Raw genomic sequence first — 16,009 nt, 5'->3', positions numbered from 1 at the left:
TTCGATGATCGTTATTGTTTTTATGGCGCGCCAATCAGCCTAGCCTGAAGGAGATCGAGCTTAGCGCGTCCGTACATTTGCCGTTTGACCAGCTTGAGCTTGGTGATCTGAGCTTCCACTTGGCCATTGGACCATGGTTGCGTGATAGCCGCGTGCACCGCGCCCTTATCGTTGGCAATGCCATTCGCGAACGAGGCAATGAGGCTCCGCTTGGATTCCTCAATCCAAGGTTCGAGCTCCATCTCGGCCTTCTTTCGGATCATCGCGTGGAAGTGGCCAACGAGAGCGTAGGCATCGGCCAGCATAGGAACGCTTTGTTCAATAGCGGCAACCGTGACGGTCTCGGCCTTGGTTAGGTGGTCGCGCTTCGTCGTCATCAACTGCGCTATCGTCCTGGCGCGGGACCTTCTGCAATTGTTGATGGCTGATAGTCTCGGCACGCCGCCGTCGCGTCGCCCATTCCGCCACCACGCGCAGCGATCCCATAAAGCCTGGTCCCTTCAAACGGCGCCAGAGTTCGGCACCGTTGCGACAGCCGCCTGACCACTGCGCGTCCAGGAACGGCAGGTGCCCATCCAGGGTGCTTTGACGGGTGCGGAAGACATCCGTACCGCCGCCGCGATTAATTTGGCGAACCAGATTGCGACTATGTCCTGAAGCAGAGCGACGGTAGCTAGGCCGATCGGGACTGTGAGCGCGAGTGCTGTACTTGCGCCTCGACTCGCCTCTAAGTACTCACGAGCGCCGAGATGACGAGATATGAACGACGCTGTTCCAACCCCGATCCCCTGTCCGGCTGCCGCGAGCAGGACGACGATCGGCAAGGTCATGCTGACAGCTGCGATCGCCTGCGCGCCAAGTGCGCCAACAAAGATCGCGTTGACGAGCTGCTGTAGCGCATGAATCGATAGCCCAACTACAGATCGAAGGGCGAGCCGCAGGATAACGCCGAGAGATTCGGGTCCGATAAATCGAGTGCTGGTTTTCTTGGGCATCACGTTGCGCTCGCTGTGATGGCGAATTCCGTGTCCGGCTCATTCATGGATGAACGTGTCGCGAGCTATTCCAAATTCGCTGAATCGCGTACTCAGCGCAACCCTCTCCGAATCCGATCTTGCACGACCGCGGGTAAGTTCGTCTGCGCCGGTCGATTGCCGTGATCGCGTCGACCGGTTGACGCTTTTCACAAGCTGATTTTTGCCAACTCGATTTTCCGTAGGCATACGCCTCTCGTCTATCGTAACCGTCTGTTAACAGAATAGCGAGGACCCCGATTGAGGTGTGCGTGGCGTGGCCACCTAGGTTCTGCCGGTCATATTGTGCCGCTCTGCCCCTTGTTGGCCTCTCGTCGTTTGCGTTGACTTCTGCTTCCTCGATGATGATCGGCGGGGGAACAGGGCGGGACCCCAGGGCCTTAAGTTTTTGGCTTTGGCATCTACGGGATCTTGTAGTGGACGCTCCAGCGTCTGCATGAGATTCATCAAGCGCTTGCACGGGATGGTCGCCGACCCGCACGCCGGCCGGGACCGGGCCCCGACGAGGTCGACCAGACGCGGCAGGCCGTCGCGTACTGCCTGGCTCATTCGAAATGGAGACTCAGGTGCAAGCCCACAAACATCCGGCATCAGATGAAGATACTCGCTATCTTCTTGTGCGTTGCCGACAGCGCCTCCTCGATCTGCGCGCGCATTTCGCGCCGCCTGTCGTCTGGTCACTGACCGCTCGGGGCCTCTGCACTTGTCGATTCCGATTATCGGCGCGCCGACTGTCGTGCTTCCGTTTCTTCGGCCCGGTGCTCATGTGGCAGATCAATGGGGGCGATGTCCGACCGGGACATGCTGCTTCTTCCGGGTGTCGGTCACAGGAGCCTAGCGCAGATCAGGACGTGGCTCGTGATGGCCATCGAAGAGGAGAAGAGGGGAAGAGGGGATGATAATACACCGCGAGCGCCTGCTCAAGATTCTGAGGCTCACGGAGTCCAACCACGACGGCGAGGCCATTGCCGCCATGCGCATGGCCAACAAGCTGATACGCTCCGCAGGCAAGACGTGGGAGGATGTCGTGTCCGGCTTCGCGGCTCCGGCGCCCAAGTCCTACGGCTCCCCCGCCTCGTCTGACTACCGAACTCCGCCTAGCAAGCGGAGGCCGAAGACCGAGCCCTAGAAGATATACGATGGCAACATCGGAACCTATCTCAAGGCACGGACCGAGCGCAGACCGACCTGAGCACCGCTACGTTCCCCGCGTCGCTGTCCGACTACTACGAGGCGAACGGCTACCTGACCGAGCCGCAGCCGCAGTACGAGGCTGTGACGCGAATGCACAACACGAAGCCCGGGAAATCAACCTGGAGGTTCTGGTGAGTCCGAGGAAGTCCAGGACCAAGCCCGGACGGAAGTTCCTCTCGTACCAGCGCGAAAGGCGTGCCAAGAGACCTGACGCGTGCTGCGGTCGCCGCCGTAACTACCAGGAACAGGTCTGGCGATGCGCGCGAAAGCTTTCGCTGTGCATAACTTTTGTGATCGACCCAGATATCGCTGGAGGACGCGCGGCCATGGACTCCATGATCACGGCCAAGGGCAACATCAGGCACGGATGCGCGAAGCTCACGGCGTTCGGTAACGACCCCGGCACCATGCTGACGATGCGCGACAAGCTGACTGAGGCCGGGGGATTTCAGCAGCGAGTAGCGAACGTGGGGATGCACGGCCCTCCTCGCGGCTCGTCACGATCACTTCGACCCGCAATGGTCTCGCCTCCGGTCTCGGCGCGCGCGCACTTGACGTCGACTATGCCGTCGCTCGTGTTCTTGCCCTCCATCACCACGTGTGGCGGCCGTTCGGATCGAGCGATGGCTCGCCGTCCGACATCGATCTCGACGGGATCATCACCGGCGACATCCGGCAGACCGTCGGGACGCTCGACCGCTACGTCGGCTGGCATCGTCGGCGACGGCTCGTTGATGCGGTCGGCCGTCGGCCGCTGGGTCAAGCCTATCATCCACCGGCCCCGGGGCAGCACCGTGTTCTGCAACGCGGGATACGACCTCGGATGGTTCAACTGCGACTGGGACGCCAGCCGTCCTGACCACCGACAGAGTACCCGTCACATCCATCTGGCCGAGTGGGCAAACTATCCGCCGGGCTTTATCTAAGTTCGAGGCAGCGCACCGACTTCCAAACCTCCCGCAGACACATCGCTGTCATCGGATGCACGGTCATTCCTGTCGGATCGAGGTCGTGCTGAACGGGCCGGTCGACCCGCACACCGCGTTCGTAGTGGATTTTTCGAGCCGGCGCCGCTCTCCTGGCGGCACGAAGGGCGCGATGCGTGCCCGAAATCCGACGCCGACGCAAAGCATGTCAGGTTACCTACAGGGGACTTTACTGGGCGTGTGGATGTTTTTCAAAGCTTTGTCATGTGCTTAGCGCGCGCGGACAGCCTGGCACGGTGATTGCTAATTCAGGCGAAGCGACAACGTCGCGCCAACAGGTAACTTTGGAGATAATCATGGTGCTAGGCACGGAGTCCCCGGCTCCTTCGCTCAAAGTCGAGAACTGGTTGCGTGGCGAGCCCCTCACGAACTTCCAGCCCGGTAAACTGTACATCGTTGAATTTTGGGCAACTTGGTGCGGCCCATGTGTGGTGGCGATGCCTCATCTGATAAAGCTGCAAGCAAAATACAAAGACGAAGGGCTTGAGGTCATCGGAGTCGCAGCTAGTGAACAAGCACCAACGGCGGATGAGGCTCGCACCAAGTTGGACGCATGGTTGACTGAAAAGTTCTCAAATCTTAACTATCGAATCGGGTTCGACAGTACAGGCGAAATGACCAAGCTTTGGATGAATGCCAGCTCTTCTCGTTGGATTCCGAGATCGTTCGTCGTCGACCGCGACGGCCACATTGGCTTTATCGGTCGTCCGAGCCAAATCGACGACGTCTTGCCGAAAATTATCAACGGCACGTGGCGCACCAGCTATGAAGCTAAAGCCGCCGAAGCGAAGCGGATTGCCGAAAGCCAACGCGAGGCGCGCGAACGCTCAATCCGCCGGACAATTCAACCGGCGATGGAAGCAAAGGATTGGCCGGCAGCGCTCTCAGCGGTCGAAGAGGGCATTGCCGCGATGCCGGACAATCTCGAGTTCCGCGACATTCATGCGGATCTGTTGCTTCACAAAATGCGCGACACGGCGACCGGCTTCCAGGTCTTGCGCCAACTGGTTCGAGACGCGATTGAGAAACGGTTAGAGGCTGTATGTCGGCTGAATATCGTGATGAGGCAACTCTATGATCCGGAGAACGATAGGGCCTACCTTCCGCGTGCGGAGCGCTTTGCGATCGGCAGGGAGGTGTCGGAACATATCCTCAATCCTGGGCAAGCCAGCGCTGGCCTCGATTTCTATTCTTATAGGGGGCTCGCTCAGTATTGCTACGAGAGTGGTGACAAGCACCGCGCGACCGAGCTGATCGAGCGGGCAATGACATGGCTAGACGATTCGAAAGTGCCGGACGCTATGAAAAAGCATTATATGCCGCAGTTGCTCCAAACCTTGGCCAACTACAGAGGTGAGAAGGTTTGTTGCGGCGGGTCTTGTTCGATTTCGCAGGAAAAGTCTCCTGGAGCTCAAAAATGCGGCCGAAAGGAGGAGACATGAAGGAGGATGTTAATCGAAGATGCACGATCGGGGCTATGAAGCGCCTTCGAAGCGCTTGCGGCCAGCAGAATCATTCATGACACGCAGGTCACAAGGAAAACCTAGCCCACAACGAGTGATGCGACGCCCTGCGGCCCGTCTTTGCTGGCTGTCTGGTTAGTCGTTCGTGAAGAACCGTCCAAGCGGTTGATCAGGAATCGATTTCCCGGGCGAGATTGGCTTTGAGATTGCAAGCTTTCGGGCTTTGACTGCCCAAAAGCTTGCAATTTCATCTTTGAGGATCCCGTCGAATCGCAAGGCGTGATTCCGTGATCGCATCGGAGGGAGCGATGCAACCAAAGAACGACGAGAGAGCGACAAAGCGATCTCCTGCGCTCACCGGCTGAACGCGATCATCGACGTCGGCCACCCACTGGTGACGCTGGCACAGACTTAGACTGGTAGTTCCTGGAGCAGCGGTTCGGAGCGGTCTATGAAGACAAGCCGGCCGGCCGCCATTGCCTTCCCGGCCGATGGCGGGACTCGCGATCCTCAAGCACACCTACGACCTCTCCGACGAGGTGTTGTGCAAGCGCTGGGTGGAGAACCCCTATTACCAGTTCTTCTGCGGCGAGGAGTTCTTCCAGCACCGGTTGGTGTTCGATCGCTCTTCGCTGACGCGCTGGCGACAGCGGATGGGCGAGGAGAAGTTGCAGGCCTTTGCAGGAAAGCCTTGCGGTGGCCAGTAAGACCGAGGCGATCAATCCGGCCGATCCCAATCGGGTCACCGTCAATACGACAGTGCAACCCAAGAATGTGATGCCGATGCCAGCCTGCTGAACCGCGCCCGCGACGGTCCGGTGGCAAAGCGACATGGTGTCAAGCTGCGCCAGTCCTATGCCAGGGTGGGCAAGTTCGCGCTGATCAAGCACCAGCGCTACGCCCACGCCAAACAGTTCAAGCGCGACAACAGAGCCTTGAAGAAACTCAAGGCCTCTCGGCCGCATCATTCGCGACTTAGGCCGCAAACTCGGCGGCAACACCGCTGCTCGGTGGGGTTGTGTTGGAACGCATGCTGGCGCGGGCGCGACATGTGCTTGAGCAGAAGCGGCACCAGCGTAGCCCGAAGCTCTACTCGCTGCACGTGCCGGAGGTGGAGTGCATCGGCAAGAGCAAGGCGCACCGGCCTTACGAGATCGGCGTCAAGGTCTCGGTCGCCACCACGCTGGCGCCGGCCCGCGGCGGGCAGTTCGTGACCCATGTGAAGGCGCTGCCCGGCAATCCCTATGCCCGCAAACTTGCAACCGTCATCCCAAAGATGGAAGCGCTGATCGGCAACACTATCTAGCGCGCTCTCCTCGACAAGGGCCATCGCGGCCAAGCCCCGCCCGATTACAAGTTCAGGGTGTTCATCTCAGGACAGAAGCGGCGGGTGACCACAGAGCAAGCGCGAGCTGCGACGGCGCTCCGCCGTCGAGCCGGTCATCGGCCATCTCAAATTCGAGCACCGCATCGGCCACACCTACCTCTGGCATCGCCAAGGTGACGCCATCAACGCCGTTCTCGCCGCCGTCGGCTATAACTTCCGCCGCCCAATCTGCTGGCTCAGGCTCTTGTTGTGGCAAATCATCGGCACGCTCGCCAAACCACGGTTCAATCAGCCTGCAAATCAGGATTCTTCACGGCCGACTAACTATACCGCTGCGCTCACAACGGCCCGCTACTTTCGGCAGATGCGATCCCAATCTTATGGAGTAGTCCTAGCACCGGATGTTTATACGTCGCCGTCGGCGCAAGTTGACAGCAGCAGCACTCCAATAGTTCAAATAAGCCCGAGGCGGCGCGCCTTGATAGCACACTGGATTCGGGTGGTCACTTCCAGCTTTCGCATCGCGTTCTTGAGATGAAAATTGACGGTGTTCTCGCTGACTCTCAATATCACCCCTATTTCCCAGGATGATTTGCCCTCCTCTACCCACTGCAAGCACTGTCTTTCTCGTGCGGACAGCACAACGTCTTGCACATCGACCATGTGTTTCTCCTGGAGCCGGGACGACTGGAACGAGGTTAGCAAATGCCGTACCACGCGACGGAGATCGCAAACTCTCCTGCCAAGACAAGCCTTGAGGAGCACCGATCAGCCTGGCAAGCTGCCGATCCAACTGCAGCACCATCGGCTATCGAAGCGATTGCGACATACGTCGTAAACGCGACAGCAGTGGTTGCAACAACGGCACACTTGACGTCCGGGACCTAACCTAGGCCTGGGATAAGTCTCCTCATGGCTGGTAAGCGCCAGCATTATGTCCCGCGCTTGTTCCAGCGCGGCTTTCTGCATGACCCCACGAAAGAGGCGGATCGGACCGAGCTACATCGTCGCGGCTCCAAGGCAGGGGTTGTGGGCATTGCCGATCATGCCGTGGAGGACTGGTTCTGTTCGCGTAAATCGCTCGACGACTCGTTGACACTGGATGAGTTGATAAGGGACATCGAACAAGATCAAAGTCGTTAACACCACGGCGCGGGGCGACACTATTGACTCGAATGTCGCCGCGCGATGCTTGATCCACTCGTGATCCGCACCGATCACTTGCATCGCGTGATGTCGGAGGGCGTCAGAAAGGGTTGCGATCCGTCCTATTTGTACGCCACAGCTATCCAGCAGCCATACCTGCGCCCTATGTTTCTTTCTTGCCGGAGAAGCCTACAATCTCATAGCCTCATACCGACTATCGTTCGGGGCGGAGGCATGAGCGGCAAGGGCGAAAAGACTCAGATCGAGGCATTAGGGCCGTCCAAGTAATCGGATAATTCCGCGTGCCACGAAGCGCCGTCGCAAGAACCGTGGCATGCCGCCGCCCGCGACTTCGATATCGATACGCTGCCGGGCAGTTCTAATTTGACGGCATAGAGGCCGCGGCGGTTATCCGGCGCACGCCCGGCGCGCTGGAGCAGTCGCGGTGGGATCCGAACCACGCGCTGAAATGGCATTACGTCGACGGCGGCCCACTCTATCCTGTCGATGCGGTGCACGACTAGGTGCGCCGAGATGCCCGGGGTTTGCGGCGATGATCGTCATCGCCTCGGAAGCCGCGTGGAACAGCAGGCCATAAGTGCCGATCGCACCCGATAATCGGCAACACTAGCGAACTTGAATCCGCGGTAAGTGCGCCGCAGGCAAGCGGACGACGATCTGGCTGTCCGTGATGTCGACGACTTCCTTGCGCTTCCTCCCATCATCGTACCGCAATTCGATCATCACTCCCGATGCAGATGGGGCAAAGGGCTCAGGCGTAAGGCTGATCCACCCCTCCTCCATATTCAGAATGATCGGTCCATCCGCCCGGAATCGGGCGTCAAGCAGCACCAGGTCCAATCGGAGAAACTGGAGCCGCACGTTGAGCCGTCGCCGCACGCCATCACGTGGCCAGATACGCAGGGTCTGAGCGAACGTCTCCATAATGCCGCCGTGACAAACCTGCCCAAAGATGGGATCGTCGGCAACGATCGTCGCAGCAGCGCGGACCGCCCCACAAAATCCCAGGTCGATCTCGCACGAGTAATACCACGTTCCACGGTGATGCGGCTGACCGAGCCATGTGGTCCCGCTCGGCGCCGGCTCGAAGCCGCCACCGGCCGCGCCGTCATTCTCCTCGCCCGGATACCAATAGCCATGACCGGCTGACGCGGGGCCGCTGTTCAGCAAGGCCCACGCGCTGAGTTGTGACGCATAGCCCAGACGAAGGAGCGGATGCGGGTCGTCTGCATCGTTCAGCGCGTGATCAAGCAGCGCCCAGCCGCCCATCTGCGCCATGTAGGTCAGCGTATATCCGTCGCCCGCAGTCGCGCGATAATCGCTGCCCAGGTAGTAATAAGCAGGTTCCAGCCAGCCACGGCAGAACAGGTTTGCAGCGATCTGACGCTCCGCGAAGGCACGGGCTGCCGCCTTCGAAACCCCCATGGCGACAGGGTCGTCAAGGGCCGAGCGCGCCAGTGCCTGCGTTGATTCGAAGCCTGTGGAATCGAACGGATATTCCGACCCGAACAGGTCAGCCTTCGGATCGACGAAGGCGCGCACCTTACGCGCCCAGTGCGCCTCCAGCGTCGCCGCCTCGCGCATCAAGCCCGCCGTCGTGAGCGCCGAAAGAAGTTCTGGGATGACACATTCGTTGTAGAAGCCGGTGCAGTAGGCGGACCACATCACCACGCGCATCGGCACCGTGAACATGGCCAGCGCCGTACCGTAGGCGCGTACCAAATAATCTCTTGCGCTCTGGCGGGTGGGTATCGCGGGATGGTCACGCGCGATGCGGTGCATGGCCAAGTACATCGCGAAGATGTGCGGATAGTCATAAGGCCGCCAGATATGCAGGCGGCCCTTGGGGCCGGGATCGCTGCTTTCCCGGTTCTGCTTCCAATCGGGTATGCCGTACAGGCCGTAGGCGTATGCCTCCTGTGTGGTACGTTGCAGCCCGCCCCAGACGAACGTATCAATATACCGGTCCAGCGCCGCCACTTCCGCCGCATCAGGATGCTCGGCATTCTTGGTCGCGAGGTAAGCGGGCTTGCTCAGCCCGGGATCGTCGCACGTCACCTCGTAGATGCGCCCGCCCTTGATCCGGTCGTAATTGTCCGGCCCAAGCAGGACCTGCGTCTCCATGTTCCACTCGCCGAACAAACCGTCGTACCATTTGGACGGGTCACGATGCTGCCGCTTCACGATGAAAGCTGCGCGCTTCTTCATCATCGTCTCGACGGGTTCGGTAACGAAGAATTCAAGAAACGTCTGGCGCGCACCCGGCTGGTGCAGAGTCAGCCGGTTCTCGCCCAATCGCGAAAACCGGACCCGCCATAGTCGCCTGCCAGCCCGATCCGGCAACCGTTGCACCACCGTGTCGCCGGTAAATTCCGCTTCGATTCGCTCCACCGGAATGGAGGACGCGAGCGCGATGTCGACGTACAGGTCGTTGGGAACCGTCATCCCCGGCATTACCTCCACGTCCACCAGACCGGCGTCCGCGATAGCCCTGCGCGCCGCCTCATAATCCGCAACCCACTGGAAGCGGAGACGGTAATGCCGTTCCTGGGCCGGCGACAGGGACAGGGAATGGGTCGGCTGTCGCCAGCGAGTCCCGCCCGCGACTGCCTCGCCGGCGGCCGCCCCGCCCAAGATGTAGGCGCACCATGTCCCACTGGCTTCGGCCGAATCCTTGTGGACATTCCAATATTCCAGTGACGTGTCCGCTTCCGGTAAGAGCATAAGGAAGGGACCGCTGCTGTTGCCGCGAATCCAGAAGATGTGCGAGCCATGCTGCGAGACGAAGCTGTGCTTCAAAACAGCCACCGACGCCGGTTGCCCTGCCGGAAATTCGGTGTTCATCGGCATAGGCAAATAGAGGTCGCCAACCTCCACGCTCGCCATGCCGTCGTTCCGCAGCATGATCTCCCACGTCAATCCAGCCTCGTCGACTGCGAGGCGGGTCGTGAGAAGGACGCCGGCATCGCGGGCTGCTAGTTCAAGGGCCGCGCTATGCATCGGCTTCGTTGCATCAACGCCGGTTCGAAGCGTATGCCACTCGGATCCGGCACGCCGAACTCTAGCGTGAGCCGCCCCCAGCACGGCTCCAGGCAGGACATAATCCGTGTCATGCGCATCGTTCCGATAACGCAACGAGGTAATGCCGTCTTGTGTGCACCCAACGACGAAGGACGAGTCGGCCGTCTTCAACACCATGGCAACCTTGCGCGGCGGCCGATTGGGTTTAGGCAGCGTAACGCGCCCGAACAACGCGCTACCCAAGAAGCTCCAGCCCAACAGCATCGTACGACGCGTATACGTCCAGACTTTAGACATGCTTTTGGTGTATCCGGTATTGCCCCATGCGGATAATCAAGGCGTGCCGCTTCCCGCCGTAAACGTCAACGCGATAAAAGCGACATACGTTCTCAAGTACCGAGTGTTCGGTCGGCAGGGCTTCGTCACCATCGGTCATCACGGCGCCCCTTGGACACCAGAGCTTGCACGCAAGGAGGCCAAGCGGCTGCGCCAGAGCGGGCTTGCGGGTCGAATTCACGCGCGGAGCTGGAGAACGGAAACTAACACCGCGGAGAGGCCGAGGCGCTGGACAGGAAGCGTGACTCTCGACTTTGTGATCCGAGGCGTGCCGCCTCGGCAAGGCAATTGGAGGAAAGCTTGCCCGCGAAACCGACCTAAGGCGTGCGATCTGCAGTCATTCCGGCGACGGGGGCTGCATAACGCCGCGACGGTCTCGTTAACGTGGCTGCACAAAGGGCAAGCGAGGCGTGCAACGGCCTCTGCCAGCGGCTTCCCGAAGATCAACACGCCATGGTGCCGGTTGCCGCTGTAGTCCTCGGTGCTGACCTAGGCACACAGGACCCGCGCCAAACACGACCGCACCGGCACCGGTTTTCGGCTCGATGGCCGCAACCTCGCGGGCAAGGTCATCAATCGCCCGATAGGCCGAATAGAGCGCCTCTTGGGCGTCTCGCAGTCCTGATCGCTCGATGGCCGCCGCCCGGTCGCCGTCATATCGTTCGGCTGCCGCGATGATTCGCTTAACCTGTTTGCCGAAGCCCGTCCGGCCGTCGCAGCGTATCTGCCCGTCCTTGATGAGTTTCCTCAATCCGGTCGAGTGGATGATCATCGTCGGCCGCGCCGGCCGCGCCTTGCCGTCCGCATCAACGACAACCCCACTCGATAGTGGCGTGTCGTCCACGTCCCGCACCTCATAGGCGCAGCCGCCCCAGAAGTGGGAGTGGCAGACGATCTCCTCCGGCACGTCCGGCACGAGCGACCTCGCCAAGTCCTTGGCCGCCGCCAGCTTGGGTTGCGCCGCTGTGAAGGCGTCGACCAGCCCATCGAGGCGCCGGCCGGCATCGAGCAGCGCGGGATGCTCTTCAGGAGCCGCAAGGGCGGCCGTCAGGGGGATGGCCGCTGCGACGCTGGCGCCGGCCAGTACCGCCGCAGCGCGGAAGGAAGCCTCTGCGGGCAATTATTACGGGGCTGCTCATGCCGTGACCGCTTCATGATCGGATTGCTCTTCGACGTCATAGCCGGCCCTTGGAGCCCAGCAGGGCAAGTACACCGCGGCTCCGGATTCGGCCTCGTGCGAGCCCAGAGATGGCTCAACGCTTCCGTCATCCTCGAGGTCGGGGGTTGCCGTCGAGCTGATCAAGCGTGTCGATCGCGTCGCGAACGAGATCCCGCAATCCCCGAACGTACTCGCCAGAGCCCAGCGGCTGCTCCAAAACGGTCGAAATTTGATTGGCCACCCGTTCGGTGGCATTCGCCAGTCGGATGATGGCATGTTGCCACGCCGGGCTAGGCGCGGCGTCTGGCGCTTCTAATGCCCGAGCTGGCTTGTGACCGACATGTTGGGAAATCGCACCAGCGCGGCGCGCTCGCAAAGCTGTGATATTCTCAGAATCAACCTGAGCCATGACTAACCTCATAGTTTGGGCCAGGCCCGTCACGGTTGTTCGAGCAATCGCGGCGGGCCGCTTGTTATTCAAGCGAAATTAGCGTAGTACATTTATCGTGCCCCAGTCGAAAAACGTAGTACGTAAACGCCCGGGCCGTCCGGCCACTGGCCAGGATCCTGTGACGGCGATTCGCCTCTCCGCTGAAATGCGAGAGAGCGTTGACGCTTGGGCAGCTAGACAATCGGGCACTCCCCGTCGGTCCGAAGCCATCCGCCGGCTTGTTGAGATCGGTCTGAAGATCAAGAAATGAGAGAAGCGTTATCCTTGTCCGTTTTCGCGGTTGAGGTCGACCGGCGTCCTGTTTTTGCATTTGCTTCGAGAACCCATGCGGCAGCAGAAGCGATCTTTAACGGCGAGGAATTGCGCACGAAACTCTCGGCCCTCAAGTCTGGCGGAGCCCCTCTGTGTGACAATTACGGGATCATGCGCTTGCGCCTAGCGCGGCCTGCGGAAAGAGAGATCTATGAGGACCAGCGCTTTGGACGAATCCATCACAATGAGTTCTACGGCGCCTTCTTGGTCGAGCTGGATCGGGACGCGGGCAGTCTAGATCACGTCCTGGACGAATTGATCGACCTCGGAAACCCGGAAGGCTCAGATTGAAAACGTAAAAATCCTAACTTCTCTTTCGTCCCTTTATTGGGATAATTCGCGCGGGCCCCATTGGTCGCCTCACGGCAGGATCAACTTGCGGATCGCTCTCAGGCGCCGGCCCTCCCTCGACGAAGGGAATCCATTCGACCTCCTCAAATCCATAAGCGATTGACCACCAGCGCTCACTCAGTGACGCTCCTCCCCATAGGAATTCTTCGACCGGTGCCTCGTCGTCTTCCGGGTCGCCTCTATCGAGCGGCACAGGCTTAGCGGGGCTTTCCCACATGATCCCGCCATCAGGCAGCTCGGGGTACTCGCAGTATGGTACGTCGGTGCACTCGTCGACGGCCAACTCGAGATCGATCTCGTCGTCAGCAGTGAAAATCCCGACGAAGTCTTTGTTCTTGATGAGCCGAACGAGAAAGGCGGGCATATACCGAGCGCTCCGTGTGGCTGGCTTAACCTGCCGCAGAAGCGCCCAGCTACGCCAAGGTAAATTCGGCTCTAGGAATTTGGTTGACTTTGTTGCCCTGCGGCTTGCGCGCCCGCTTTGGTTGCGCTTGGATGGAAGCGCTGCCGATTGCATTCCCTAGCGGTATGCTCCCGCAGGTTTGATTAGATTGCCCAGAATCGCTGGAAGGCGAGATGCCTCAATTAGTTTTGAATCGAAATGCTATCAGACAACCAGTTCAAATAGCTGTGGTTCGCTCCACAGAAATGGTCGACTTCGCATTCGCTGCCATGGCAGGCACTGACCTGTCAAAGGCCCCGCAAGGGACGAACTTTATTAATTTCAAGGCGCCTGAGCTAAGCGCCGGCGAACGGAAAGCCGCCTATGAAGCTTGGATCTTGGCGCGCGGCTTCCACGACGTAGTACGCGGAGCGAAAGAAACGCTCGAGCAGGCCTATGTCTATCTTGCACTGCTGGATAAGCAGCCGGAAACACAAGAACAGATCGACAGCCTCACGGCCCGTCTCAAATTAAAAGCTCAACATGCGGGATTTGAAGACTTGTTAGCGACAGCCAACAAGCGGTTGATCGTGCAGCTTGAATTCCCTTCCGCATATCGCTTCAGCAGGCCCGCAATTGCCTTGAGCACCGCGGCGGCATCGTCGGTGCTGAAGACTGTAAGGGTGCGCAGACATTCAAACTGAGTTTCCCCCGAATTAAGATCTTCTACATCCGCGACGGCGGCGAAGTCGAAGTTGGTGCCGGCTCCATTATCGAGCCTGACGAAGGACAGACACACGCGGCAATAATGATTCGACTTGAGTTACAAACTAGGGAGTTTGCAGTTGGTGATCGGCTCTCGTTTTCGGCTGCCGAATTCAACTCGATTGCATTCGCCGTCATGCAGATGGGGGAGCACATTGCCAATCGCTTGCCCCCTGTGGCGGGCGATGACGCCCCTCCAGCAGCCGGAGCGCGCCCAATAGAGACGGAAAAATGATGCAGTCGACACCGAATGCACTCACAAAGTTGAATGTCGCAAGGCATCAGCTTGGCACCGCTCTCGACCTGTTATCAAGGATCGCGATCCCGTCGCGGTGCAATGTCTGGCTTGTGGCGGCGGTGAATTGATTGAGGCGATAGCTGCTTCGGAGAACATTCGCACCTTCTCGACTCACATACTGGAGACCTACCCGCGGCTAGACACCGGAAAAATTCGCCGTCTTCAACGGCAATATTGGAATGCGTTCAAACATCTGAGCACGAAGGAGGGTCTGCGCAGGGAAGATGACGAGCTGCTGGCAGCATTCAACGATACGGTAAACGACGCAGCACTATTCATCGGCTGGTGGGACTATTTTCTGTTACGGCTCGCTTGCCACTCCCTGTACAGGTATTTCAACTTTGGTGGTTCTCGCTCAATGAGGACAAGCTAGCGCCTGGTGCTGATCTAGATACCATCCGCGAGCTATTCCCCAACATGATGCCGCAAACACGAACCGAGCAGAAGCGGAGGCTGCGCCGGGCGGCCGAAAAGTATCGTCATGACAAAGCCGTCCTTCAAGATAGCCGAACAGAGAACAATCCCCTGTGCTTCCCGGCTGCCGTCTTCCAGCGCACGTGATGCATCGTTTACCACCATGGCTCTCGCTCACTCCGCTTCTTAGCTTGCGCCCCTCCACTAAAGCCCAACCCGTCTCGATGCATTACGGCTTGCGCTCTCCCTTCGGTTGCGGTTGAATTTGGGTTGAGGGATGGGGGAATCAGAATGAGGACGATAATTGCAGCCGGCTTGATGGCGCTCTTGCTATCGGCCGCGTGGTCGCCGACGGCGGAAGCTCAATTCGAGCCGTTGGCATTCGCGGTCTGCAAGAAGATCCCGAGCGACGCAGACAGACTGAAGTGCTTCGATACGATCGGGAAACAAGCTGAGGATCAAGACTCAAGCACCGAGCCCAACCCGGTCAAAGATAAGTGGACGTTCCGCGGGAGCAAATCCCCGATTGATGACAGCGATCAGCTCGTTGCAATGCTCCAGGGCGAAGCCGGGGAAGCGTTGCTGATCCTGAGATGCTGGGAGAACAAATCCGAGGCCGTCTTTATCCCGCCCGATCTCGTTATTTCTGGCACGGGAAACCGCTACGACCTTCTAATCCGGATCAACGGAGATTCACCAGCCAGTGTGGCTGGTCTCGGCAGCACGAATGGCAGGGCGATCTTTGTTCCTAACGCCCGTGACTTCATGAAATTGCTCCCGGATCAAGGCAAGCTGTTCATCAGAGCGACTGGTTTTCAAGGCAGATCCAGCGACAGCACGTTCCTCTTGAATGACGTTACAGCCGCAAGGAATCGGATTGCAGAGACTTGCCGTTGGACGACATCTAAGTCGAGCTCAATGAAGGCGGGCAAATGAGCTCCCTAGCGGTTTTTGAGGCGGCCTTATGAAAGCATGGCTATCTGTTCTGGTTGCGATCGTTGCGCTGATCATTGGAGCACAATTCATATCGATCTTTGTCGTTCAACCGATCGGTGCGCTTCCGGAAGGCCGCACCGTCATTTTGCTGCGCAAACCTTGGAGCAGCGCAAAAGGGCTGGCCTTTATCGATAGCCCAGACGCGTTCTGCGCACGAAATAGCGCAGGTGTTACGCTGCTGTGCCGGGGGATCACAGCAGGAGCGATAGCGAAGAACGCCACAATTCTTGCTCGGCTTCCCTACTCAGCGACCCTGTACGGCATCAGCACGGGCGGCCGCACCTATGAGCGGTAGAGTCTCATCAGACCTGGTTTTTCCGTGTTGTTGCTGGGGGCGCCTGCGCTTGAATTTC

12 protein-coding genes and 5 pseudogenes are annotated in these 16,009 nt (G+C 59.4%); 10 read left to right on the top strand and 7 right to left on the bottom strand.

The window, feature by feature from the left end; translation table 11 throughout:
* Nucleotides 1-20 precede the first annotated feature (20 nt).
* Together ABIB80_RS35090 and ABIB80_RS35085 are read right to left on the bottom strand one after the other, a co-directional pair.
* Nucleotides 21-657: pseudogene (locus ABIB80_RS35090) on the bottom strand (ISL3 family transposase); the annotation flags it as partial.
* A 59-nt stretch (nucleotides 658-716) separates the two neighbouring features.
* Nucleotides 717-995, bottom strand: a pseudogene (locus ABIB80_RS35085) (MATE family efflux transporter); the annotation flags it as partial.
* 934 nt (nucleotides 996-1,929) lie between these two features.
* Here ABIB80_RS35085 and ABIB80_RS35080 point away from each other — a divergent pair.
* From ABIB80_RS35080 to ABIB80_RS35060, 5 genes and pseudogenes are all read left to right on the top strand, one after another.
* Nucleotides 1,930-2,163: a hypothetical protein gene (locus ABIB80_RS35080; RefSeq protein WP_354129162.1), complete on the top strand. Its 234-nt coding sequence runs from the start codon at nucleotides 1,930-1,932 to the stop codon at nucleotides 2,161-2,163.
* A 391-nt stretch (nucleotides 2,164-2,554) separates the two neighbouring features.
* The gene (locus ABIB80_RS35075; protein ID WP_354129161.1) at nucleotides 2,555-3,154 is read left to right on the top strand and encodes a hypothetical protein; all 600 of its coding nucleotides are present in this window, start codon (nucleotides 2,555-2,557) and stop codon (nucleotides 3,152-3,154) included.
* Nucleotides 3,135-3,287 (top strand): annotated as a pseudogene (locus ABIB80_RS35070) (6-pyruvoyl trahydropterin synthase family protein); the annotation flags it as partial. The gene ABIB80_RS35075 and the pseudogene ABIB80_RS35070, both read left to right, overlap by 20 nt.
* A gap of 223 nt (nucleotides 3,288-3,510) precedes the next feature.
* Nucleotides 3,511-4,656 carry a TlpA disulfide reductase family protein gene (locus tag ABIB80_RS35065; RefSeq protein ID WP_354129160.1) on the top strand — a complete coding sequence of 382 codons (1,146 nt, stop codon included), beginning with the start codon at nucleotides 3,511-3,513 and terminating at the stop codon, nucleotides 4,654-4,656.
* A gap of 364 nt (nucleotides 4,657-5,020) precedes the next feature.
* Nucleotides 5,021-6,275, top strand: a pseudogene (locus tag ABIB80_RS35060) (IS5 family transposase); the annotation flags it as partial.
* A 182-nt stretch (nucleotides 6,276-6,457) separates the two neighbouring features.
* On the opposite strand, the pseudogene ABIB80_RS35055 reads toward ABIB80_RS35060, so the two are convergent.
* Nucleotides 6,458-6,649, bottom strand: a pseudogene (locus ABIB80_RS35055) (response regulator transcription factor); the annotation flags it as partial.
* A 267-nt stretch (nucleotides 6,650-6,916) separates the two neighbouring features.
* On the opposite strand from ABIB80_RS35055, the gene ABIB80_RS35050 reads away from it, so the two are divergent.
* Nucleotides 6,917-7,147 (top strand): hypothetical protein, encoded by a 231-nt coding sequence (locus ABIB80_RS35050; RefSeq protein WP_354129159.1) that lies wholly within the window; start codon nucleotides 6,917-6,919, stop codon nucleotides 7,145-7,147.
* A gap of 630 nt (nucleotides 7,148-7,777) precedes the next feature.
* Here ABIB80_RS35050 and ABIB80_RS35045 read toward each other — a convergent pair.
* From ABIB80_RS35045 to ABIB80_RS35035, 3 genes are all read right to left on the bottom strand, one after another.
* Entirely contained in the window at nucleotides 7,778-10,489 is a 2,712-nt protein-coding gene (locus tag ABIB80_RS35045) for a DUF5695 domain-containing protein (RefSeq protein WP_354129158.1), read from the bottom strand.
* 418 nt (nucleotides 10,490-10,907) lie between these two features.
* A complete protein-coding gene (locus ABIB80_RS35040) occupies nucleotides 10,908-11,648 on the bottom strand; it encodes a hypothetical protein (RefSeq protein ID WP_354129157.1) in 741 nt (246 codons plus the stop codon).
* Between the two features lie 145 nt (nucleotides 11,649-11,793).
* On the bottom strand, nucleotides 11,794-12,096 hold the full coding sequence (locus ABIB80_RS35035; RefSeq protein WP_354129156.1) for a hypothetical protein: 303 nt from the start codon (nucleotides 12,094-12,096) through the stop codon (nucleotides 11,794-11,796).
* Between the two features lie 306 nt (nucleotides 12,097-12,402).
* On the opposite strand from ABIB80_RS35035, the gene ABIB80_RS35030 reads away from it, so the two are divergent.
* Nucleotides 12,403-12,741, top strand: coding sequence for a hypothetical protein (locus ABIB80_RS35030; RefSeq protein WP_354129155.1), 339 nt, complete (start codon nucleotides 12,403-12,405; stop codon nucleotides 12,739-12,741).
* 13 nt (nucleotides 12,742-12,754) lie between these two features.
* On the opposite strand, the gene ABIB80_RS35025 is transcribed toward ABIB80_RS35030, so the two are convergent.
* Nucleotides 12,755-13,165, bottom strand: a complete 411-nt coding sequence (locus ABIB80_RS35025; RefSeq protein ID WP_354129154.1) for a hypothetical protein — start codon at nucleotides 13,163-13,165, stop codon at nucleotides 12,755-12,757.
* 212 nt (nucleotides 13,166-13,377) lie between these two features.
* Here ABIB80_RS35025 and ABIB80_RS35020 point away from each other — a divergent pair, with 212 nt between their 5' ends.
* The 3 genes from ABIB80_RS35020 (at nucleotide 13,378) to ABIB80_RS35010 (ending at nucleotide 15,951) form a co-directional block, all read left to right on the top strand.
* Complete coding sequence (locus tag ABIB80_RS35020; RefSeq protein WP_354129153.1) at nucleotides 13,378-13,887, top strand: hypothetical protein; 510 nt, start codon at nucleotides 13,378-13,380, stop codon at nucleotides 13,885-13,887.
* Between the two features lie 1,064 nt (nucleotides 13,888-14,951).
* The gene (locus ABIB80_RS35015) at nucleotides 14,952-15,596 is read left to right on the top strand and encodes a hypothetical protein (protein WP_354129152.1); all 645 of its coding nucleotides are present in this window, start codon (nucleotides 14,952-14,954) and stop codon (nucleotides 15,594-15,596) included.
* Nucleotides 15,597-15,624: 28 nt separating this feature from the next.
* Nucleotides 15,625-15,951, top strand: a complete 327-nt coding sequence (locus tag ABIB80_RS35010; protein WP_354129151.1) for a hypothetical protein — start codon at nucleotides 15,625-15,627, stop codon at nucleotides 15,949-15,951.
* Nucleotides 15,952-16,009: the final 58 nt, after the last annotated feature.

It is taken from the genome of Bradyrhizobium sp. i1.15.2 (genome assembly GCF_040548425.1).
GTDB classification, from domain to species: domain Bacteria; phylum Pseudomonadota; class Alphaproteobacteria; order Rhizobiales; family Xanthobacteraceae; genus Bradyrhizobium; species Bradyrhizobium canariense.
The sequence above is the reverse complement of the archived record's forward strand: the minus strand, read 5'-3'. Positions and strand labels throughout refer to the sequence as shown.